Raw genomic sequence first — 23,010 nt, 5'->3', positions numbered from 1 at the left:
CCTCCTGATCGATCCACGTGCACAACCGGCGAGCTCGGCTTTCGTCACGACGACGCGATCACCGACTCCGCCCGTTGGATCAACGATGCCAGAGCGGTCGACAACCCCTCTGCACCGAGGGCGGGCAAGATGCCCGGAATCAGTGCGGACAGCGTGACCGTCACCAGAGCCTGCGGCTTCATCGCCGCGCCCATCGTCGCCGACATCTGCGTCAATTTGGCGTTCAGGGCCGCAAAATCGACACTCGTCGATTCGTGCTCGAGCGCCACCGCATCGGGCGCGGTCGCCGCTGCGTCGGCAATCAACTGCGGTAGGTCGTCGACCGTCTTCGGCTTGGCGCGCGGCGCGAACTCGGCCTTCTCCTCGTCCGTGAGGATGTCGATGGATCGCAGCACCACCTCGGGATCGGAGACGACCGTCCGCAGAATCTTCGACAGCCGCTCGGCGAACGTCGCTATCGTCGATTCGTCGAAGATCGACGTCGCGTAGGTGAACGTCGCCTCGATGTCCTGCAGCGCTCCGGTCTCGTCGAAGTTCTCGACGGCGGTCAGCTGAAGGTCGAACTTCGCCTGATCGTCGCCTGCCGGCAGCGCCTGCACCTGCAGGCCCGGCAACTCGAACGTGCCCGTCGCATGGTTCTGGAACGTCAACATCGCCTGGAACAGCGGTGTGTAGGCGCTCGACCGAGCGCGGCCGAGCGCATCGACCAGCCGCTCGAACGGAACGTCCGCGTGGCCGAACGCCGCGAGGTCCTTGTCCTTCGCCTGACGTACCAGGTCCAGGAACGTGCCGTTCGGATCGATCTGCGTGCGCAGCACCAACGTGTTGACGAACATGCCCACCAGGTCGTCCAGTTGCTCCTCGCCGCGTCCTGCCGTCGGGGTGCCGATGCTGATGTCCGACGAGTTGCTCAACCGGCCCAGCAGAACCGCGAACGCGCTGTGCACCACCATGAACGTCGTCGCCGCATGCTCGCGGGCGATCTCCTCTATGGCCGACGCCACGTCTGAACCGAACGTGAAGCCGTACGACGCGCCTTCCATGGTCGGTCGAGGTGGCCGTGGGCGATCGAGCGGCAGTGCCAGTTGTTCCGGCGCTCCCGCCAGCTCGGCGGTCCAGTAGGCCAGCTGCTTTGCCAGCGGACTGTCCGGGTCGTCCTCGCGGCCGAGTACGTCACGCTGCCACAGCGCGAAATCGGCGTACTGCACCGGCAGCGGTGTCCACGACGGCATCTCCCCCGCCACCCGAGCGGTGTAGGCGACCATGACATCGCGGATCAACGGCCCCATCGAGAACCCGTCGGCGGCGATGTGGTGAGCCACCACGGCGAGGACGTGTTCGTCGTCGCCGACCTGCAGCAGCGCAGCCCGGACCGGGACGGTCTTCGTCACGTCGAATCCCGCACCGAGGACGTCCGTCAGGCGGGACACCACGGCGTCCGGTGCCACCTGTTCGGGTTCGAGCTCCACCCCGACGTCGGCGACGCCACCGATCTGCTGCACCGGGCCGTCGACCGAATCGGGGTAGGCCGTCCGCAGAATCTCGTGGCGACCGAGCACATCGTCGAACGCGCCGCGGAGCGAGGCGATGTCGAGGGCACCGGTCAACCGCACCGCGACGGGGATGTTGTACGCGGACGAACCCGGGTCGATGCGGTTGATCGTCCACATCCGTTCCTGGGCGATCGACAGGGGTAGTCGATCGGGACGCTCGCGCACCGTCAGTTCCCGGCGGGCACCGCCGCCGACGAGCGGCGCGATGTGTGCAGCGAGGCCCGCCACCGTGGACGCCGCGAACACCGATCGCACGGGAATCTGCGCGTCGAGAGCCTGGCCGAGGCGCGAGACCAGTTGGGTTGCGATCAACGAGTTTCCGCCGAGGGCGAAGAAGTCGTCGTCCAGCCCCGCGCGGTCCAGCCCGAGCAGTTCGGCAACGGTCGTCGCGACGATCTCCTCGATCGGGGTGACCGGTGCGCGGAACTCGGTGGCCTCGAAGTGCGGCGCGGGCAGCGCCTTTCGGTCCAGCTTTCCGTTGGCATTGAGCGGTAGCGCTTCGAGCACCACGAATGCCGCAGGCACCATGTACGACGGAACGAGATGCGAGAGTTCGGATTCGACGTGCGCGACATCGACGACCTCCCCGGCCCGGCCGACGACGTAGGCCACCAACTGGTCACCCATGGACTCGCCGCTGTGCACCACGACGGCCGAATCTGCCACTGCCGGCTGCGACCGCAGGGCCGCTTCGATCTCACCGAGCTCGATGCGGAATCCGCGAATCTTCACCTGGAAGTCGGCCCGATCGATGTACTCGAGGTGCGCCGGGGCCGGCGTTCCGTCGACGACGGGCACCCGCCAGCGCACCAGGTCGCCGGTGCGGTACATCCGAGAACCGTTCGCGTCGAACGGATTGGCGACGAATCGCTCCGACGTCAGGTCCGCGCGCCCGAAGTAGCCGCGCGCCAGCTGCGCGCCGGCCAGGTAGAGCTCGCCGCTGACACCCGCAGGCACCGGATGCAACCGCGAGTCCAACACGAACACCGTCGTGTTCGCCTCGGGAACACCGATCGGCACCGCGGTCGTATCGGCGTCCGTCACCGCGTGCGCGGTCACCGACACCGCTGCCTCGGTCGGCCCGTACAGGTTGTGCAGGTCGGTCGATCCGTTCCGCTTGCGGAACTCCTGTGCGACGGCAGCGGGCAGTGCCTCACCGATCGCCAGCACCCGCCGCAGGCTCGGCGATACCTCGCCCGCGGCGACGGTGCCGAGCATCGACAGCATCGACGGCACCAGGTGCAGTGTCGTCACCGACTGCGTGCGAATCAGCTCCAGCAGGTAGTCGGGGTCACGATGACCGTCGGCCTCGGCCACGACGAGCCGTCCGCCGGAGGTCAGCTGCGACCAGAACTCCCACACCGACAGGTCGAACGTGGCTGCGGTCTTGAGCAGCGCTGCGTCGGTCTCGTCGAGTGCGTACTCCGCACGCAGCCAGTTCAGCTGGTTGACGACGGCACCGTGCGAGACCGCAACGCCCTTCGGACGACCGGTCGATCCGGACGTGAAGATGACGTACGCGGTGTTGGCTGCGGTGAGCACCCCGGTGCGTTCGGACGCGCCAACCGGAACACCCGAGTAGGCATCGGCGTCGAACCGGGCCAGATCCACGATCGGGGCAGCATCGGTGATCTCGGCACCCACATCGCCGGAGATCAGAATGCACGCAGGAGCGGCTGTCTCGAGGACCAACGCGTTGCGCTCGGCCGGCTGGTCCGGATCGATCGGAACGTACGCCCCGCCTGCCGTCGAGATGGCGTACATGCCGACGAGGAGATCGACCGAGCGTCGAATGGCAAGGCCGACAGGCACTTCCGGCCCGACACCCATGCCGATCAGGTGACGCGCGAGCTGCGAGACCCGCTCGGCGAACTCTCCGTACGTCACCACGCCGTCGTCGTGGACGAGTGCGACTGCAGCGCGGTCGCGTTCGGCGGCTGCACCGAACAGATCGGGCAGGGTCGTGTGTTCCACGGCACCGAAATCGTGAACCGTGTCGTTCCAGTCCTCGACGATCGCAGATCGCTCGCCGTCCAGCAGCACGTCGAGATCGCCGATGGGTGTCGACGGCGACGCCACGACGGCGGCCAGCACGGCCTCGAAGCGGGCCACGAGTGAACGGGCCGTGCTCTCGTCGAACAGATCCGTCGCGTAGGTCAGCAGGGCATCGAAGCCACCTGCCGCGCCGTCGCCCTGCTGGGCATCGGACACGATCAGATGCAGATCGAACTGTGAGTTGCCGGTCTCGGTGTCGAGCGCCGAGATTTCCAACCCGTCGAGCTCGAACTCGCGGCGAGCGAAGTTCTGGAACGAGAAGCCGACCTGGAACAGCGGGTGCCGAGCCGTCGAGCGCGTGGGGTTGACCACGTCGACGAGCCGCTCGAACGGGATGTCCGAGTGGGCGAACGCCTGCAGATCGGTTTCTCGTGCGGCGTCGAGGAGATCATCGAAGGTCGCCTCGCCCGGAACATCGAGTCGCAACACCAGGGTGTTGACGAACATGCCGACGAGGTTCTCGATCTCGGCCTCGCCGCGACCTGCGATGGGTGTACCCACGACGATGTCCGAGGACCCCGAGATCCGCGAGAGCAGCACTGCGAAGGCCGCATGCACGGCCATGAAGACGGTCGCGTTGTGCGCGCGTGCCAGTTCCGCGAGACGCGCGTGCGCATCGACGTCGATTCGGAAATCGATGCGATTGCCGCGGAACGTCTGGCTCGCCGGACGCGGGCGATCGAGGGGTAGCTCGATCTGCTCGGGCAACTCCGACAGCGCGGCAGACCAGTATCGAATCTGTTGCGCTGCAATCGATTCGGCGTCGTCCTCGGAGCCGAGAACGTCCCGTTGCCAGAGCGCGTAGTCGGCGTACTGCACCGGCAGCGGTGCCCATGCGGGATCGGAATGCCGGGTACGGGCGGCATAGGCCGTCATGACGTCGGTCGACAACGGCATCATCGACAGACCGTCGGCGCTGATGTGATGGACCACCATCGCCAGCACGAACTCGGTGTCGGAGACTCGGAACAGCGAGGTCTTCAACGGAACCTCTGCGGTCACGTCGAACGTCGACGCCAGCAGCTCCAGCACCCGAGCGGTCACCGATTCCGCGTCTGTGTCGATCACGTCGAGAGTCGTCGGCACCTGGGACATCGGCACGACCACCTGATGCGGTCCCTCGGGCGAATCCGGGTACACCGATCGCAGTGTCTCGTGCCGCTCGATGACGTCCGAGACCGCGCTCTGCAACGCGCCGACGTTCAGATCGCCGCTCAGCCGAAGAGCGAACGGGATGTTGTACGCCGTCGAGTCCGAGTCGAACCGGTTGAGGAACCACATCCGCTGCTGCGCGAGCGAGAGTGGAACTCGATCGGGGCGAGGTCCCGGCACCAGCGCCGGCCGCGCGCCCGAGCCCTGCTCGACCCTCGCGGCGAGTGCCGCGACCGTCGGGGCCTCGAACAGTGCCCGGACCGGGACCGTCGTGTCGGCGGAGGCACCGAGCCGGGACACGACCTGGGTGGCCACCAGCGAGTTGCCGCCGAGTTCGAAGAAGTCGTCGTCGAGACCGACCCGGTCGAGACCGAGGACGTCGGCGAACACCTCGGCGACCATCGACTCGATCGGAGTCGTCGGTTGCCGGAACTCGCGAGTCCGTGCGGCCGGTTCGGGCAAGGCTCGTCGGTCCAGCTTTCCGTTGGTGGTCAACGGGATTGCGTCGAGCACCACGAACGCCGACGGGACCATGTACTCGGGGAGCTGCTCGGCCACCGACGCACGGACGGCGTCGACGTCGATCGTGGAACCGGTTGCGGGCACCAGGTAAGCGACCAGGCGCGCGGCACCGGGAGCGTCCTCGCGCACGATCACCGCGGCCTGTCCGACGGCCGGAGCCGACAGAACCGACGATTCGACTTCGCCCAGTTCGATGCGGAAGCCGCGGATCTTGACCTGATCGTCTGCGCGACCGACGAATTCGAGCTCACCGGTGGGCGACCACCGGGCGACGTCACCGGTGCGATAGAGCACGGATCCGTCGCCTGCGAAGGGATCTGCCACGAATCGTGTCGCCGTCAGGTCCGGCCGACCCAGGTATCCCCGCGCCACCTGACCGCCCGAGACGTACATCTCTCCCGGGACACCCGCCGGCACGAGGCCGAGTCGCGCATCCAACAAATACACGGACAACCCGGAGATCGCCCGACCCACCAGCGACCCCGATGCCTCCGCGGCAGCCTGCGCATCGAGCGCCCGATGCGAGACGTGGACGGTGGTTTCGGTGATGCCGTACATGTTGACCAACTGTGGGGAACGATCGCCGTGCCGATCGAACCAACCGCTCAATCGACGCAGCTCCAACGCTTCTCCGCCGAAGACGACGTAGCGCAGCGCGTACTCGGCAGCACCCGATGCCGTGCGGTCGGCCTGGTCGAACTGGTAGAAAGCAGACGGGGTCTGGTTGAGCACGGTCACGCGTTCGCGAATCAACAACTCGCGCAGCGCTTCCGGCGACCTCGACGTGAAGTAGTCGACCACGACGACGGTGCCACCCGTGGTGAGCGGGCCCCACAGTTCCCACACGGAGAAGTCGAACGCGAACGAGTGGAACAGAGTCCAGACGTCGGCGGGACCGAAATCGAAGTGCCGCTGGGTGTTCGCCAGCAGGCGGACGACGTTGCGGTGCGGGACGACGACGCCCTTGGGGGTGCCGGTCGAACCCGAGGTGTAGATGACGTACGCAGCTTCTGCGGCCGTCACCGCGGGAAGGACGTCCGTTGCGAACCGGGACTCGTCCGCTGGGGTGTCCATGTCGACCCTGGGCAGTTCCGGCGGTAGCGCGACCTCGACACCGGTCCAGGTCAGTACCGCGGCGGGACGCGAGTCGGCGAGCACGAACTCGATGCGATCGGCCGGGTACGACGGATCGATCGGTACGTATGCACCTCCGGCCTTGAGCACCGCGAGCAGCGCCACCACGAGATCGGCCGTGCGAGGCAGTACGACTGCGACCGCGGATTCGCGGCCGACACCCTGTGCGACAAGAACTCTCGCCAGTGCCGTCGACTCGGTGTCGATGTCTCCGTACGTGCGCGACCGACCGTCGAAGACGACGGCGGCAGCGTCCGGGTTCTCCGCGACCCTGGCCGCGAACAGGGAGACGATGGAGTCGGCAGAATCCGCGACCGCCGGTGCGTCCTGGGCAAGGGCGAGAACGTGATCGCGCTCGGCCGTATCCATCACCGGGATGTCCCCGACGGGCTGCTCGGCATCGGTACCGACCGACTCCAGCACGCGGATCAGGCGCTCACCGAAAGCGCGGGCTGTGTCCTCGTCGTAGAGATCACGGGCGAACGTCACGTCGATGGCCGAGCTGCCGTCCGCCTGGTTCTCGGTGAACGTGAACTGAATGTCGAACTTCGCCGTCTCGACGTCGAGATCGACTCCGCGCACGGTCAGGCCCGGGAGCTCGAGTTCGGTCTGCTCCATGTTCTGCACGGTGAGCATCACCTGGATCAGCGGATGCCGCGCGGCCGACCTCGGTGGGTCGAGTACCTCGACGAGTCGCTCGAACGGCACCTCCGCGTGCGCGAACGCCGACAGATCGGTGTTGCGCGTACGGGCGAGTAGATCGGTGAAGGCAGCACCGGGATCGATCTCGGTGCGCAGCACGAGGGTGTTGACGAACATACCGATGACGTCGTCGAGTGCCGCCTCACCGCGACCGGCGACCGGAGTACCGATGGCGATGTCGGTTTCGCCCGACAACCGGGAGAGCAACACCGCGAGAGCAGAGTGCAACACCATGAACAGTGAGCTCTGATTGGCGCGGGCTACCGCGCCGAGGCGCGCATGCGTCTGCGCATCGAGAGTCAGCCGAATGTTGCCGCCGCGGTAGGACGACCGATCGGGACGCACTCGGTCGCCGGGGAACGTGCTCTCGTCCGGCAGTCCCGACAGCGTTCGCGTCCAGTGTCGGATCTGGCCGGACACCGGTGAATCGGGATCGCTCTCGGAACCGAGCACGGTCTGCTGCCACAGGGTGTAGTCGGCGTAGCGAACCGCGAGCGGTGCCCAACCCGGTTCGCTTCCTGCACTCCGGGCCGCGTACGCGATCATGAGGTCGCGAGTCATCGGTCCGATCGAGAAACCGTCTGCGGCAATGTGATGTGTGGCCAAGGCCAGCACATGCCGGTTCGAGTCGAGCTCGAGCAGAATGGCGCGGAGTGGGGGTGCGGCCGTGACGTCGAAACCCTGCACGAAGAACTCGGCCAGGGCGGCGGTGACGTCGTCGGCGGTGACCTTCGTCGGTGCCAGCTCCGGAGCTACCTGCGCTGCGGGGACGATGACCTGAGACGCCACCCCGTCCACCTCGGGGTAGACGGTGCGCAGCGATTCGTGCCGTTCGATGACGTCGGCCACGGCAGAGCGCAGCGCGGCGACGTCGAGGTCACCGATCAGTTCGATGGCGACGGGCAGATTTTCCGTTGCCGAATCGACGTCGAAACGGTTGAGGAACCACATCCGGCGCTGGGCGAGCGACAGCGGAACGAAGTCCGGCAACTCGGTGCGCACGAGAGGAATCTTTCGTCCCGATCCCGAGAGTTCGTCCAGCTTCGCCGCGAGAGCCGCCACCGTCGACGCCTCGAAGATGGTCCGAACACTGACCGTGGTGTCCGTCGCGGCACCGATGCGCGACGCCACCCTGGTCGCCACGAGCGAGTTACCGCCGAGAGCGAAGAACTCGTCGTCGGCTCCGACGACATCGACGCCGAGCACGTCGCGGAACACCTGCGACACCACGATTTCCGACGTGGTCGTCGGAGCGCGGAAGGCACGCTGCTCTATATCCGGTGCCGGGAGCGCGCGCCGGTCGAGCTTGCCGTTGGCGGTCAGCGGAAGTGCGTCGAGCACGACGGTCGCAGCCGGAACCATGTATCCGGCGAGCGAGCGGGCGGCGAACGCCGTCAGGTCGGCCACGTCGACGGTCGCACCGGAGGCGGGGACCACATAGGCGACCAGTTGTTCTCCGGCGACGGCCGTCTGCCGAACCAGCACCACGGCCGACTCCACCGACGGGTGCCGGCGCAGCACGGTCTCGATCTCCCCGAGTTCGATGCGCAAACCACGCAACTTGACCTGGAAGTCGGTGCGGCCCAAGTACTCCAGGCGCCCGGTGTGAGACGAGGACTCCCGCCAGCGCACCAGATCGCCGGTGCGGTACATGCGAGAACCCGGTTCGCCGAACGGATCCGGTAGGAATCGATCTGCCGTCAGATCCACTCGACCGAGGTAGCCGCGGGCCAGTTGGACTCCGGCGAGATAGAGCTCACCTGCGACCCCGGGAGCAACCGGGGACAGTCGGGAGTCGAGGACGTACGTTCTGGTGTTCCACACCGGGACACCGATCGGAACCAGGTCGACGTCCGCCTCCGACACCTCGTGATAGGTGACGTCGACAGCCGCTTCGGTGGGTCCGTAGAGGTTGTGCAGCGCCACGCCCGGCAGGACGCGTCGGACGCGTTCGCCGACCTCGGCGGGCAGCGCCTCTCCGGAGGCGAACAGAGTCCGCAGCGACGCGGCTGCGGACGACGACTCGGCTGCGACGACGGAGACGAAGACCTCGAGCAACGACGGCACGAAGTGTGCCGTCGTGACCGACTGCGCCTCGATGGTCTCGAGCAGGTACTGCGGGTCTCGGTGCCCGTCCGGCTTCGCGACGACCAGCGTCGCCCCGATCTGCAACGGCCAGAACAGTTCCCACACCGACACGTCGAACGTGACAGGGGTCTTCTGCAACACGACATCGTCGGCGACGAGCTCGTATTCCGACTGCATCCACAGCAGACGGTTGACGATTGCCTCGTGTGTGACGGCCACGCCCTTCGGCTGCCCGGTCGACCCGGACGTGAAGATGACGTATGCGGTGTTCGTCGGTGCGAGTGCACCGATTCGGTCCGCGTCGGTGATCGGTGCATCGGAGACGCCCGACAGGTCGAGAACGTCGATGTCGATCACGTCGAGCCCGTCGGCATCCACCGAGTCTCGTGACGTGCTCAGTACGCACACCGGTGCCGCGGTGCGCAGGATGTGCGCAATTCGCTCGGCAGGCTGATCCGGGTCGATCGGTACGTAGGCACCGCCCGCCGCGACGATCGCGTGAATTCCGACGAGGAGCTCCACCGAACGACGGGCGGCGATCGCCACGGTGGTCTCGGGGCCGACACCACGATCGACGAGGTACCGGGCAAGACGAGCCACCCGTGCGTCGAACTCGCCGTAGGACACCGACTCGTCACCGAATACCAGTGCGGTTCCGTCGGATTCGACCGACCGCCCGAGGGAGGCCAGCGTCTGTGACCGGTCGACGTCGTGGTCGGTGTCGTTCCAGTCGTCGAGCACGCGCTTGTACTCGACGTCGTCGAGCAGTTCGATGTCGCCCACGACGGTCGAGAGGTTGTCTGCGACGGATTCGAGGACCTTGATCAGACGCTCACCCAGGGTGACCACCGTGGACTCGTCGAACAGGTCGGTGGCGTAGGTGACATCGAACGTCATACCCTGCGCCGCGCCACTGGGTCCGAACGATTCGACGAACGTGAACTGCAGGTCGAACAGTGCAACCAGGGTCTCGAAGTCGACGCCCGAGACCGACAGTCCCGGTAGTTCGAGATCCTTCTGCCCCAGGTTCTGGAACGCGAGCACCACCTGCACGAGGGGATGACGAGCCGTGGAACGTACCGGGTTGAGGATCTCCACCAGACGCTCGAACGGAACGTCCACGTGTGCCAGCGCCGACAGATCGGTCTCGCGAGCATCGGCGAGTACCTGGTCGAACCTGCGCGCGGTGTCGATCTCCGTTCGGAGCACGAGGGTGTTGACGAACATGCCGATCAGGTCGTCGAGCGCCGCCTCACCGCGGCCCGCGACCGGTGTGCCGATCGCGATGTCGGTCTCGCCGGACAGCCGCGACAGCAGTACCGCGAGGCTGGTGTGCACCAGCATGAACAGCGACGCGTTCTCACGTCGGGACGCCTCGATCATAGCGCGATGCAGTTCTCCGTCGATCGAGAAACGCACCAGCGCACCGCTGTTCGATGCCACCGCCGGCCTGGGACGGTCGGAGGGCACATCGAGCTGATCCGGCAGACCGGCCAACGTCGTCGTCCAGTAGTCGATCTGCTGCGAGACCACGGACGTGGGGTCGTCCTCGGAGCCCAGCACCTCGCGCTGCCACAGGCTGTAGTCGGCGTAGTCGACCGGAAGCGGAGTCCAGTACGGCTCCTGGTTCATCGACCGCGCCGCATAGGCATTCATGACGTCGCGAGTGAGCGGGCCGAGCGAGAAACCATCGGCGGCGATGTGGTGCACCACGAACACCAGCAGGTGCTCGGTGGGGCTCACCTCGAACAACCGAGTACGGAACGGGAGGTCCTTCGACAGGTCGAATCCTGTCGTCGCCAGCTCGCGCATGGCATCGGCCACCTGATGCGCGGAAATTTCGATCGGCGTCAATTCCGGTGTCGCCGACTGCGCGTCGACGATCACCTGATGAGCCGTGCCGTCGGTCTCCGGGAACACCGTCCGCAGAGACTCGTGCCTGGCGACGACGTCCGCGACCGCGGTCTGCATGGCCCGGCGGTCGAGCAGACCGGACAACCGGACGGCGATCGGGATGTTGTTGGCCGCCGACTCGACGTCGAACTTGTTGAGGAACCACATCCGCTGTTGCGCCAGCGACAGCGGAATGTGCTGCGGACGCTGCTGCGGTACCAGCGGCGGCCTGCTGCCGGTGGCGACCAGGGTGCCCAGTCTGGCTGCGAGGTCGGCCACCGAGGACGCGTCGAACAGCTCGCGAACGGCCATCCGGGTGTCCAGCGCGACGCCGAGTCGGGACACGAGTTGCGTTGCGATGAGCGAGTTTCCGCCCAGCTCGAAGAAGTCGTCGTCGAGACCCACGCGCTCGACGCCCAGCACCTGGGCGTACACCTCGGCGACGGTGCGTTCGATGTCGTTGGTCGGTTCGCGGTACTCGGTGACCTCGAATGCGGGGTCGGGCAACGCCTTTCGGTCGAGCTTTCCGCTGGCACCGAGCGGGAACTCGGGCAGCACGATCAGTGTCGACGGCACCATGTACTCCGCCAGACGGCCGCGTAGCGCCGACAGAACGGCTCCGGTGTCGACCGACACCCCCGAAGGAACCACGTATCCGACGAGTTGGTCGCGGCGGACCACGACTACGGCTTGAGAGACCGACCGCTGGGCGAGCAGCGCCGTTTCGATCTCACCCAGTTCGATGCGCAGGCCGCGCAACTTGACCTGGAAGTCGGAACGTCCGACGTATTCGAGCTCGCCGTCGCGATTCCAGCGCACGACGTCGCCGGTGCGGTACAGCCGCGCGCCGCCATCGGCGAACGGGTGAGCGACGAACCTGTCCGCGGTCAGGTCGGGGCGTCCCACATAGCCGCGCGCGAGCTGGGTGCCGGCGAGATAGAGCTCACCTGCAACACCGACCGGGGTGGGATGCAGTCGCGAATCCAGTACGTAGACAGCGGTGTTCCACACCGGAGCACCGATCGGCATGACGTCGGAGTCCGAATCCGTGACCGCGTGGTACGTCACGTCCACGGCAGCCTCGGTCGGTCCGTACAGGTTGTGCAGTTCCACCGACGCGACCGCACGCCGCAGTGCGCGAGCGGTGGTGGGCGGTAGCGCCTCGCCGGAGGCGAACATCAGTCGGAGCGAGGCTCCCGCGCTGCGACGCCGCTCGACTTCGGGCACGAACACCGACATCATCGACGGCACGAAGTGCACCACCGAGACACGTTCGCGTGCAATGACATCGAGCAAGTAGATGGGATCTCGGTGACCGTCGGGAACGGCGATCACCACCGAGGCACCGACCTGGAGCGCCCAGAAGAACTCCCACACCGACACGTCGAACGTGGACGGCGTCTTCTGCAGCACCACGTCGCGTGGAGTCAGGGCGTATTCGCCCTGCATCCACAGCAGTCGGTTGACGATCGCGTCGTGCGACACCCCGACACCCTTGGGACGGCCCGTCGAACCCGATGTGAAGATGACATACGCGAGATTCCGCGAACGCAGTGGGGCGCGTCGGTCGTTGTCGCGCAACGGTTCCGACGACAGGTTAGAAGTATCGAGCGTGTCGATGTCGATTGTGTCGACGTCGGGGAATTCGACGTGATCGCGCACGGTGGACAACACCCGGATCGGTGCCGCGGTGGCCACGATGTAGTCGTTGCGATCCGCCGGTTGGGTCGGGTCGATCGGCACGTATCCCGCCCCGGCCTTGACGATCGCGTACATGCCGACGAACAGGTCGAGGCTGCGGGCGATCGCGAGGCCGACCAACGTGTCGGGCCCGACGCCCAGCGAGACCAGATGGCGCGCAAGACGGTTGGCGCGTGCATCGAACTCGGCGTACGTCAGCCGCTCACCCTCGAAGACCAGCGCAGTTGCGTCCGGGGTCAGGGCGACCTGTCGGTCGAACAGGTCCACCAGAGTGATGTCGGCGGGGACCTCGTGTTCGGTGTCGTTCCATTCCGCCACCACGCGGTCGTGCTCGCCGTCGTCGAGCAGATCGATGTCGCCGACGGCCACCGACGAATCGGCCACCACGGCCGTGAGCATCCGTACGAACCGGTCGGCGAACCCGCGAACGGTCTCGGCATCGAAAAGGTCTGTCGCGTAGGTCAGTTCGGCGGCCATGCCCTGTCCGCGGCCGTCCAGTCCGATCGACTCGGTCACGGTGAGCTGCAGGTCGAACTTGGCGATTTCGGCATCGAGGGCGACACTGTCCACCGACAGGCCCGGCAGGTCGACGTGTGTTCGGGTGAGGTTCTCGAACGAGAGCATGACCTGGAACAGCGGGTGTCGAGCCTGCGACCGCGACGGGTTGAGGACCTCGACCAGACGCTCGAACGGTAGATCGGCGTGGCCGAAGGCTCCGAGCGCGACTTCGCGCGCGCGGCCGATCTGTTCGGAGAACGTGCGTCCGGAGTCGATGTCGGTGCGCAGAACGAGCGTGTTGACGAACATGCCGACCACGTCGTCGAGCGCTGCGTCACCGCGGCCGGCGACCGGAGTACCGATGGCGATGTCCTCGGTGCCCGACAGTCGGGCCAGCAGCACGGCCAGTGCGGCGTGGACGACCATGAACAGCGATGCGTTGTGGGTATGTGCCAGAGCGGACAGGCCCTGGTGCACATCGGCAGGCACGTCGAATCCGATGGAGGAGCCCTGGTAGGACTGGCGACTGGGGCGCGGCCGGTCGGTCGGCAGATCGAGCTGGTCGGGTAGGCCGGCGAGGATGTCGGCCCAGTAGTTCACCTGACCGGAGATCAACGACTGCGGATCGTCCTCGGAGCCCAGAACCGAACGCTGCCACAGGCTGTAGTCGGCGTACTGCACTTCCAACGGCATCCAGGCCGGGTTCTCCCACGCGGTGCGCGAGGCGTAGGCGATCATGATGTCTCGGGCCAGCGGTCCCATCGACCAGCCGTCGGCCGAGATGTGGTGCACCACCATGGCGATCACGTGTTCGCGTGGGCCGATCTCGAACAGTCGCGCCTGGATCGGAACGTTGACGGTCACGTCGAACGTCGTCGACGCGAGCGCGAAGACCTGTCGCTGAATGTCGGCGGCCGAGGTCGGAATCGGCATCAGGTTCGGCACCGTCTGAGCGGCGTCGAGAATGGACTGCTGCGGTCCGTGCGCGGTGTCGGGATAGACGGTGCGCAGCGACTCGTGCCGGTCGATCACATCCATGATGGCGACCTGCAGTGCGGCGACATCCAGGTCGCCGGTCAGCTTCAGCGCGAACGGAATGTTGTATGCAGCGGAGTCGACGTCGAACCTGTTGAGGAACCACATGCGTTGCTGCGCAAGCGACAACGGGATGCGCTCCGGACGGACGGTCGCGACCAGTGCAGTCCGGCCGCCCTCCCCCGCCGCCTGTTCGACGCGCACCGCGAGCAGCGCGACCGTCGACGCCTCGAACAGCATGCGCACCGGCACGGTGGCGTCGAGTGCCACTCCGAGCCGCGAGACCACCTGGGTGGCGATCAGCGAGTTACCGCCGAGCTCGAAGAAATCGTCGTCCAGTCCTACCCGCTCGACGCCGAGAACCTCGGCGAAGACGTCGGCGACGATCTCTTCGATCGGTGTCGTCGGTGCGCGGAAATCTCGCACCTCGAACACCGGCGCAGGCAATGCGCGCCGGTCCAGCTTTCCGTTGACCGTCAACGGAATCGTCTCCAGCGCAACGAACGCCGACGGAACCATGTACTCCGGCAACAGTTCGGCGATACCGGTTCGCAGATCCTCGAGGTCGAGGGTCGGCCGACCGTTCGCCACCGCCGAGACCACGTAGGCGACCAACCGGGCCGCCCCGGGCGAATCCTCACGGACGACGACGGCGGCCTGGGTGACGGCGGGGTGCGCGGTGACCGCGGCCTCGACCTCACCCAACTCGATTCGGAAGCCGCGCACCTTGACCTGATCGTCGGAGCGGCCCAGATATTCGAGCTCGCCCGACGCGTTCCACTGCGCCAGATCGCCGGTGCGGTACAGCAACGACCCGGCATCGGAGCCGGAGGCGAACGGATCGGCCACGAACCGCACCGCGGTGAGCGGTGCGCGTCCCAGGTATCCGCGCGCCAATTGTCCACCGGCAACGTACATCTCGCCGGGCACCCCGACCGGGACCGGATGGAGCCGGGTATCGAGAACGTAGACGCGCAGCCCTGCGATCGGCTTGCCGACCACCGATGCGGTCGTTGCGACGGACGCGGAGCCCAGCGCCTGATACGACACGTGCACCGTGGTCTCGGTGATGCCGTACATGTTGATCAGCTGCGGTGCACGATCGCCGTGCCGCTCGAACCAGCCGCTCAATCGACGCTGTTCGAGGGCCTCGCCGCCGAAGATCACGTAGCGCAGAGACAGCTCTCCGCCGGTCGAGGCCGCCGTGCGATCGGCCTCGGACAGTTGGTAGAACGCCGACGGAGTCTGGTTGAGCACCGTCACCCGTTCGTCCACGAGCAGCTGATGGAACGCTTCGGGTGAGCGCGAGGTGAAGTAGTCGACGACCACCAGAGTGCCGCCGTACAGCAACGGACCCCACAGTTCCCACACCGAGAAGTCGAACGCGTAGGAATGGAACATCGTCCACACGTCGTCGGCTCCGAAGCCGTAGACCGCATCGGTGTTCGCGAGCAGCCGAACCACGTTGCGGTGCGGCACCAGAACACCCTTGGGGCGACCGGTCGACCCCGAGGTGTAGATGACGTACGCGACGTTGGTGGGGCGAAGCGGGCGAATGCGATCGGTGTCGGTCACCGGTGCGCCCGAGATCGACGACAGATCGACCGTGTCGATGTCGACGAATGTTGCGCCGATGCGAGATTCGACGTCCGCGGGCAGCTCGATCGGGTCCGTTCCCGAGAAGAGAATCGATGTCGGACGCGCATCGTCGAGCATGTACTCGACGCGGTCCAGCGGGTAGCTCGGATCGACGGGGAGGTAACCGCCACCGGCCTTCACGACCGCAACCAGCGCGACGACGAGTTCCGCCGACCTCGGTAAGGCGACCGCGACGAGGCTCTCGGGGCCGACGCCGTGTGAGATCAGTACGCGGGCAAGGCGATTGGTCCGAGCATCGAACTCGGCGTACGTCAGCGACGTGTCGCCGAAGCGCACGGCCACTCCGTCCGGCTGTGCCGAGGCCGCAGCGTCGAGCAGGTCGATCAACGTCACGTCGCGAGAGACGTCCGGCCCGGACACGTTCCAGGTGGACACGACGGACTCGTATTCGGCGGCGTCCACGATGTCGACGTCGCCGACCGGAACCGACGCGTCGGTGGTAACTGCGTCCAGAATTCCGAGGAAGCGCCGCGCGAAGCTGTCGACCAGATCTGCGTCGAACAGATCGGTCGCGTACTCGAACACCGCATCGATACCCGCGGCAGTTCCGTCGACCTGGTGCTCGGTGAGCCAGAGCTGGAGGTCGAATTTCGCTATCGGGACGTCGAATTCGGCGGCCACGGCGCGGAGCCCGCCGACGGTGAGTTCACGAGACATGGCCGATTCCAGGGAGAGCGCCACCTGGAACAACGGGTGCCGTGATGTCGAGCGGACCGGATTGAGAACCTCGACCAGGCGCTCGAACGGAACGTCGGCATGCGCGAACGCCGACAGGTCCGTGTCGCGGACGCGAGCGAGCAGCTGCTCGAACGACAGTGCCGGATCGACATCGGTACGAAGTACCAACGTGTTGACGAACATTCCGACGAGGTCGTCGAGTGCAGGCTCACCGCGACCGGCCACCGGCGCGCCGATGGCGATGTCGGTGGTGCCGCTCAGTCGAGCCAGCAACAGCGCGTACGCCGACTGCATCACCATGAACAGCGACGAGTTGTTCGCGCGGGCGAGATCGGCCAGAGCACTGTGCAACCGGGCCGGAATCTCGATGCGCAGCTTGCTGCCTGCGTTGGACGACACGGCGGGGCGGGGCCTACTCGACGGCAGCGCCAGCTGATCGGGTAGATCCTCGAGTGTGGCACTCCAATAGGCGATTTCGCGTGCAGCGAGCGAATGCGGATCGGTTTCGGGACCGAGTACCGCACGCTGCCAGAGCGCGTAGTCGGCGTACTGGACCTCGAGCGGCGTCCACTCGGGAGCGCGGCCCTGTATCCGGCTCGAGTAGGCCAGCAGGACGTCGCGCGCCAACGGTCCGAAGGAGGCTCCGTCGGCAGCGATGTGGTGCAGGACCATCGCCAGTTCGTACTCGGTGGGCGACATCTCGAACAGCGCGATTCGGAACGGCGTGTCGATCGTGACGTCGAAGCCCTTGGCCACCAACTCGTGCAGTCGGCCACCGAGCTCGTGCCGTTCGATGCGGATCGGGGTGATCGTGGCCGGTGTCCTGGCCGCGTTGAGCACGACCTGCTCGGGCGATCCGTCCACTTCCGGGTACACCGTGCGCAGCGTCTCGTGTCGTTCCACGACGTCCGCGAATGCGGCCGACAGGGCACTCACGTCGAGTGGACCGCTCAGATGGACCGAGAACGGCAGGTTGTACACCGCAGTGGCCGGATCGAACCGGTTGAGGAACCACATGCGTTGCTGTGCAGGCGAGAGTGGGATGCGCTCGGGGCGTTCCCGGGATTCGAGGATCGGGGTGTCGGATCCGCGGCCGGCAGCCGACTCGGCCCGGGCAGCCAGTGCGCCGACGGTGGGGGCCTCGAACAGCTCGCGCACTCCCAGGCGTACTCCGAGTGCGCCGCCGACTCGTGTCACCAACTGTGTGGCGATCAGCGAGTTGCCGCCGAGCTCGAAGAAGTCCTCGTCCAGACCGACCTTGGACGCGCCGAGCAGGTCCTCGTAGATTCCGGCGACGACGTATTCCGCGCGGCTCTGCGGTGCTCGGTACTTCTTGGCGCTGGTGAACACCGGCTCCGGCAACGCTTTTCGATCGAGCTTTCCGCTGGTGTTGAGCGGCAGCGCATCGAGCACGACCACTGCTGCGGGAACCATGTAGGACGGCAGCGCATGCCCGGCGAATTCGATGGCCTCGGCGGAGTCGATGGACTTCCCCGGCCCGGCGACGACGTAGGCGACGAGTTGGTCGCCGGTAACCGTCTGCACGACCAATGTCACTGCCTGCGAGATGGATTCGTGTGCGAGCAGCACGGTTTCGATCTCGCCCAGCTCGATGCGCTGGCCACGGAACTTCACCTGGAAGTCGGTGCGTCCGATGTAGTCCAGCACTCCGTCGCTGCGCCACCGAACGAGGTCGCCGGTGCGATACATCCGCTCTCCGGCGTCGCCGAAGGGGTTGGCCACGAACCGATCCGAGCTCAGGTCGGGGCGACCCACGTAGCCCCGCGCCAGCTGGACGCCCGCGAGGTAGAGCTCGCCCGCTTCTCCCACCGGAGTGGGTCGCAGCCGGCTGTCCAGTACGAAGGCGCGGGTGTTCCACTCGGGCACACCGATCGGGACGGTTCGCGTGTCCTGTGGGCTGCTCTCGTGGTACGTCACCGAGACCGCCGCCTCGGTGGGACCGTAGAGGTTGTGCAGTCCCGCGGCGCAGACGGATCGGAATGCTGCTGCCGTCTCGACCGGAAGCGCCTCGCCGATCACGAAAACGTGACGCAGCGAAGCACAGGTGTTGGCCGGCGCGTTGGCGACGAACACGGTCAGCATCGAGGGCACGAAGTCGGTGACCGTGACGCAGTGTTCGGCGATCCTGTTCGCCACGTAGACCGAGTCGCGATGCCCGTCGGGGGTGGCGAGCACCATCGTCGCGCCCACTCGCAGCGGCAGGAAGAAACCCCACAGCGAGACGTCGAACGTCGTCGCCGTCTTCTGCAGATAGACGTCGGTGGTATCCATCGGATACTCCGCCAGCATCCACTCCATCTGATTGTGGATGGCGGCGTGCTCCACGGCGACGCCCTTCGGGCGGCCGGTGGAGCCGGAGGTGTAGATGACGTACGCGGTGTTCGAAACACGAAGCGGCGCAATCCGTTCCGCGTCTCCGACCGGAGCGGACGACCGGGCGGACAGGTCGACCAGATCGACGGCGACCGTCTCGGTGCCCTCGGGCAGCGACACGTCGTCACGCGACGAGATCAGTACGCACCGAGGCTGCGCGGAATCGAGGATGTAGGCCGTGCGTTCGGCAGGATGATCCGGGTCGATCGGTACCCATGCTCCGCCTGCCGCCACGATGGCGTACATGCCGACCACAAGATCGAACGAGCGTCGAATGGACAAGCCGACAAGAGTCTCCGGGCCGACGCCCATGTCGATCAGATGGCGAGCGAGGCCGTTCACCCGCGCCGACAGTTCTCCGTAAGTCAGGACGTCGCCCTCGTACACCAGAGCCGTGGCGTCGGGACGAGCTGCCGCAGCAGCCTCGAAGGCGGTGAGCAGAGTGCTGGGCGTGGTCTCGTGTTCGGTGTGGTTCCACTCGGAGACGACCAGTGCGCGCTCGGATCCGTCGGTCAGAGCCAGGTCCCAGACGAGGTCCGTCGGGGCTGCCGCCACGAAACGGCCGAGGAAGTCGACGAACCGCTCGTGATTGCGGCCGGACTGATCGGGGCCGTACAGGTTGGGGTTGGACTCGAAGTCGATGTGGGTCGTGGCCCCGGCGACGCTCGTGTAGAGGTTCAGTCCGAAGTCCTCGATGAGGCCGGTGGAGAGGATGTTGATTCCGCCGACCATCGATCCCAGGCGCACCTCGCCGAAGAACAGCATGATGTTGACCCAGGGACCGAAGAACGCAGCTTGACCGCTTGCGCCGCCGGCGTCGCGGCGAATGTCCTCGTGCCGGTACCGCTGGTGGCGCAGTGCACCGGAGACCTCGGCGTTGACGCGCGCCAGCATCGTTTCGACGGTGGTGTCGCCCGAGACGTCGAACCGCAGCGGCACTACGTTGGACACCATGCCGCCGGAGCGGCGCAGAACCGCGGTGGTTCGCGCAGTCACCGGCAGTGACAGCACGACGTCCTCGCGGCCGGTCATCTGGGCCAGATACGCCGCGAACGCGGCGATGACGATGGTCGCCATCGTCGTGTCGGTCTCGGCGCGCAGGGCATCGAGACTGCTCATCGTGTCGGCAGACAGAGCGGTGCTGTCGATCTGACTCTTCGGGGCCGGCGGAGCGGTGTGCCCGGCGAGGGTGGTGACTCCGTCGATTCCGTCGATCCGCGACGCCCAGTACTCGCGATCGGCCTGGAAGCGGCTCGAATCGCGGTAGGACATCTCGATGTCGTAGACCTTGGTCAGATCCGAGGCCAGGTTCTTCGTCGGTTCGGTGCCCTCGACCTCGGACGTGTACAACTCCGCAGCGCGGTTCATGAAGGTCACGGCACCGAAGCCGTCGAGAACGACGTGGTGCACGCGCTCGTACCAGAACCAGACATCGTCCTCGATACGCAGGACGGTGGCGGCGATCAGTCGATCGCGAAGAATGTCGATCGGAGCGCTGTAATCGGCGTGCATCCACTCGAGGGCGGCCGCGCGAGGGTCGTTCTCGCCGCGCAGATCCACCAGTCCGAGCGAGTCGTCCAGGGTGGGGTCGACGATCTGTCGTGGCTCCGCGTCGATCTCGGTGATACGGACGAAACCGGACTGCAGTTCGAGGGCTGCGCGTGACGATGCGCGCCGCAACAGTTCGACGTCGAGATCACCGCGCAGTTCGACGTACTGCGCGATGTTGGCGGGTACCGAGGGGTCCACGTGCTGCGCGAACCACATCCCCAATTGGGCCGGTGACAGTGGGAACGAGGGATGCTGCCGACTGTCGACTCCCGTGTCGTCGTCTCCAGCACCTTCCACACCTAGCGGGTCCAATCGATTCCTCTCTTTCCCACAATCACACGCGCCCCCACCGGCCGCCGAAGCGGCGGACAACGATGGGCACCGAACACATCGAGCAAGCTGACTACGTCGATCTCTATTTTCTCACCATGAACAACTCGGAAGTTACCTTTCAGTACTTATCCGTCGAGATGGGCCGGACCGTTACATGCCCAGCACGCGTCGAGAGCACCCGCCCCCGTACGTGCAGAACCGGTGGCTGGATTCGGCACCCGGCCAATCTACAGGCCCGCACGCGCGGAGTTCGTCGGTTGTCACGCCGTCATGTCGAAAGCGGCAATCACCTTGGTAGGTACCAAACGAACGATCAATTCGCCCGGAACTCCGTTGCGTCTGCCGAACTCCTCCCCTCTGTCGCGGCCCATGTACCGCGCTCCGATCTCGGTGGCCGTGCGCACCAGTTCTCGGGGATCCTCGTCGATCGAGGCAACGCCCTGCACCTGCACGAACCCGTACGGCGGCTCTTCGAGATCGACGGTCAACACGATCCGAGGGTCCCTGCGGATCGCTCGCCCCTTGGCGGTATCGGCTCCGGTGTTGAACACGATGGAATCGTCCTCGACGACGAACCAGATCGGGGCGACCAGGGGCCGTCCGTCCGAAGCGAGGTAGCCGACCTTTCCGGTGCGGGTACCTGCCGACAGAAACTCTCGCACGCGTGGATCGGTGAAAGACGTCATCGACGTCACGCTACTCGGCCGGACCGACAGGTTCACGTCACCGACGAACTCGGCCAGGACGTGCCGCTCAATCGACGATGCTGTGCCGGGCACCGTCCGCATATCTCGCGCGTCGAATCGACGATCTCCTGCACGAGATCGCGGAGGGGCTTCGTCGATACGGCCCTCTCAGCGACCCAACGTCGCTCCGATCAGAATCAATCTCATCGCTCGCTCCGTGGCATCGGTCAGAAACTCGGCACCTCGTTCGAGCGCTTCGACCAGTTCGACCGGCGAGGGCAGAATGCCTGCGAAGGCGTCGATACCCGAGTCGTAATTGGCCCGGGCATCGAGACCGATGGTGCCCGCGAGCGCCACCACTGGTTTGCCGTGGAGCTTCGCTCGGCGCGCGACCTCCGTAGGGATCTTGCCCTTCGGCGTCTGCTTGTCGATGGAACCCTCGGCGGTCAACACCAGATCGGCCGTCGCGATGAGGCTGTCGAGATCGACATGATCGAGCATCACCTCGAAGCGCGGTAGGAGCTCTGCTCGCAGGACTGCAGCCACGCCGGCACCCATCCCGCCGGACGCCCCCGTGCCCGGCCCGGTGCGCAGGTTCAGGCCCGAGGGCCGTGTCGACACGTCACGCTCGAGCACCTCGGCCCAGCGGTCCATCGCAGCCGACAGAACCTCCACTTGCCCCGGAGTGGCACCCTTCTGCGGTGCGAAGACCCGGGCGACTCCCCCCGGTCCACACAGAATGTTGTGCGGATTGCATGCGACCCTGATCTCCACACCGCTTCCCGGAGTCAGACGTGGATCGAGACCGGACACATCGATGTGATCGAGACGGACCAACTCGCCTCCGCCGTCACCCAATTCGAGGCCTTCGGCATCGAGGAGTCGCACTCCGAGCGCTTGGAGCAAACCTGCGCCGCCGTCCGAAGTACCGGAATCACCGCAGCCCAAAAGAATTCGTTCGGCACCGTAATCGAGGGCGGCGCGGATGAGCTCACCGACTCCGCGGCTCGTGGTGATCGTCGGGTCACGCATATCTCGCGGAACCAGCGACAGGCCGGCCGCCGCTGCCATCTCCACGACCGCTGTGATCGGCCCGTCGGTTCCCAGGAGAGCGAAATGGGACGCCACCGGCGTGCCGACCGGCCCGGTCACGACGGCGTCGATCACCTTTCCCAGGGTGGCACCGGCAAGTGCGCGGGCAGACCCTTCACCCCCGTCGACCAGGGGAACCGAGCTGACGATGGCACCGGGCACCACCCGGCGGATACCTGCACCGATAGCCACTGCGACCTCGTCGGCACCGAGGGATTCCTTGAACCCGGACGGGGCGACGACGAAGCGGAGAGGAGTTGAAGAGGGCATGGTGATCGTGTCCT

12 protein-coding genes and 1 tRNA gene are annotated in these 23,010 nt (G+C 66.3%); 10 read left to right on the top strand and 3 right to left on the bottom strand.

Translation table 11 applies throughout. The features are described from left to right. Positions 1-44 precede the first annotated feature (44 nt). The gene (locus K414_RS28950; protein WP_237606180.1) at positions 45-10,949 is read right to left on the bottom strand and encodes a non-ribosomal peptide synthetase; all 10,905 of its coding nucleotides are present in this window, start codon (positions 10,947-10,949) and stop codon (positions 45-47) included. Between K414_RS28950 and K414_RS28945 the strand changes: the two genes are divergently transcribed. The 10 genes from K414_RS28945 to K414_RS28900 all read left to right on the top strand — a co-directional run bounded on the left by K414_RS28945 (position 10,902) and on the right by K414_RS28900 (position 20,729). Then, a tRNA-OTHER gene (locus K414_RS28945) sits at positions 10,902-11,008 on the top strand. The two genes, K414_RS28950 and K414_RS28945, sit on opposite strands and share 48 nt — an antisense overlap. A gap of 88 nt (positions 11,009-11,096) precedes the next feature. Continuing rightward, positions 11,097-11,702 carry a hypothetical protein gene (locus tag K414_RS29610; RefSeq protein ID WP_237606179.1) on the top strand — a complete coding sequence of 202 codons (606 nt, stop codon included), beginning with the start codon at positions 11,097-11,099 and terminating at the stop codon, positions 11,700-11,702. Positions 11,703-11,789: 87 nt separating this feature from the next. Then, a complete protein-coding gene (locus K414_RS28935; RefSeq protein WP_152530424.1) occupies positions 11,790-12,257 on the top strand; it encodes a hypothetical protein in 468 nt (155 codons plus the stop codon). Between the two features lie 492 nt (positions 12,258-12,749). Continuing rightward, positions 12,750-13,496, top strand: coding sequence for a hypothetical protein (locus K414_RS28930; RefSeq protein WP_152530423.1), 747 nt, complete (start codon positions 12,750-12,752; stop codon positions 13,494-13,496). Positions 13,497-13,502: 6 nt separating this feature from the next. Further along, positions 13,503-13,868: a hypothetical protein gene (locus K414_RS28925; protein WP_152530422.1), complete on the top strand. Its 366-nt coding sequence runs from the start codon at positions 13,503-13,505 to the stop codon at positions 13,866-13,868. A gap of 237 nt (positions 13,869-14,105) precedes the next feature. Beyond that, complete coding sequence (locus tag K414_RS28920) at positions 14,106-15,635, top strand: hypothetical protein (RefSeq protein ID WP_152530421.1); 1,530 nt, start codon at positions 14,106-14,108, stop codon at positions 15,633-15,635. Positions 15,636-15,852: 217 nt separating this feature from the next. Then, entirely contained in the window at positions 15,853-16,074 is a 222-nt protein-coding gene (locus K414_RS28915; RefSeq protein WP_152530420.1) for a hypothetical protein, read from the top strand. A 177-nt stretch (positions 16,075-16,251) separates the two neighbouring features. Then, complete coding sequence (locus K414_RS28910) at positions 16,252-17,106, top strand: hypothetical protein (RefSeq protein WP_152530419.1); 855 nt, start codon at positions 16,252-16,254, stop codon at positions 17,104-17,106. 2,784 nt (positions 17,107-19,890) lie between these two features. Further along, positions 19,891-20,217 (top strand): hypothetical protein, encoded by a 327-nt coding sequence (locus tag K414_RS28905; RefSeq protein ID WP_152530418.1) that lies wholly within the window; start codon positions 19,891-19,893, stop codon positions 20,215-20,217. 23 nt (positions 20,218-20,240) lie between these two features. After that, entirely contained in the window at positions 20,241-20,729 is a 489-nt protein-coding gene (locus K414_RS28900; protein ID WP_152530417.1) for a hypothetical protein, read from the top strand. A 479-nt stretch (positions 20,730-21,208) separates the two neighbouring features. Here the strand turns inward: K414_RS28900 and K414_RS0112850 are convergent, their stop codons facing one another. Further along, positions 21,209-21,634: a PPOX class F420-dependent oxidoreductase gene (locus K414_RS0112850; RefSeq protein ID WP_027496298.1), complete on the bottom strand. Its 426-nt coding sequence runs from the start codon at positions 21,632-21,634 to the stop codon at positions 21,209-21,211. A gap of 168 nt (positions 21,635-21,802) precedes the next feature. Continuing rightward, positions 21,803-22,996: a glycerate kinase gene (locus tag K414_RS0112845; RefSeq protein WP_027496297.1), complete on the bottom strand. Its 1,194-nt coding sequence runs from the start codon at positions 22,994-22,996 to the stop codon at positions 21,803-21,805. Between the last annotated feature and the right edge of the window lie 14 nt (positions 22,997-23,010).

Source organism: Rhodococcus sp. JG-3, from assembly GCF_000482405.1.
Lineage (GTDB): Bacteria > Actinomycetota > Actinomycetes > Mycobacteriales > Mycobacteriaceae > Rhodococcoides > Rhodococcoides fascians.
Note: the sequence above shows the minus strand (reverse complement) of the source record. Positions and strands in the feature narration are given on the sequence as shown.

What these genes read in the sequence shown, in the direction of transcription:
- K414_RS28905 (WP_152530418.1), top strand. Translation starts at nt 19,891, where the DNA reads ATGTCCTCGTGCCGGTACCGCTGGTGGCGCAGTGCACCGGAGACCTCG.
- K414_RS0112845 (WP_027496297.1), bottom strand. Translation starts at nt 22,996, where the DNA reads ATGCCCTCTTCAACTCCTCTCCGCTTCGTCGTCGCCCCGTCCGGGTTC.
- K414_RS29610 (WP_237606179.1), top strand. Translation starts at nt 11,097, where the DNA reads ATGAGCCGTGCCGTCGGTCTCCGGGAACACCGTCCGCAGAGACTCGTG.
- K414_RS28915 (WP_152530420.1), top strand. Translation starts at nt 15,853, where the DNA reads ATGACGTACGCGACGTTGGTGGGGCGAAGCGGGCGAATGCGATCGGTG.
- K414_RS0112850 (WP_027496298.1), bottom strand. Translation starts at nt 21,634, where the DNA reads ATGACGTCTTTCACCGATCCACGCGTGCGAGAGTTTCTGTCGGCAGGT.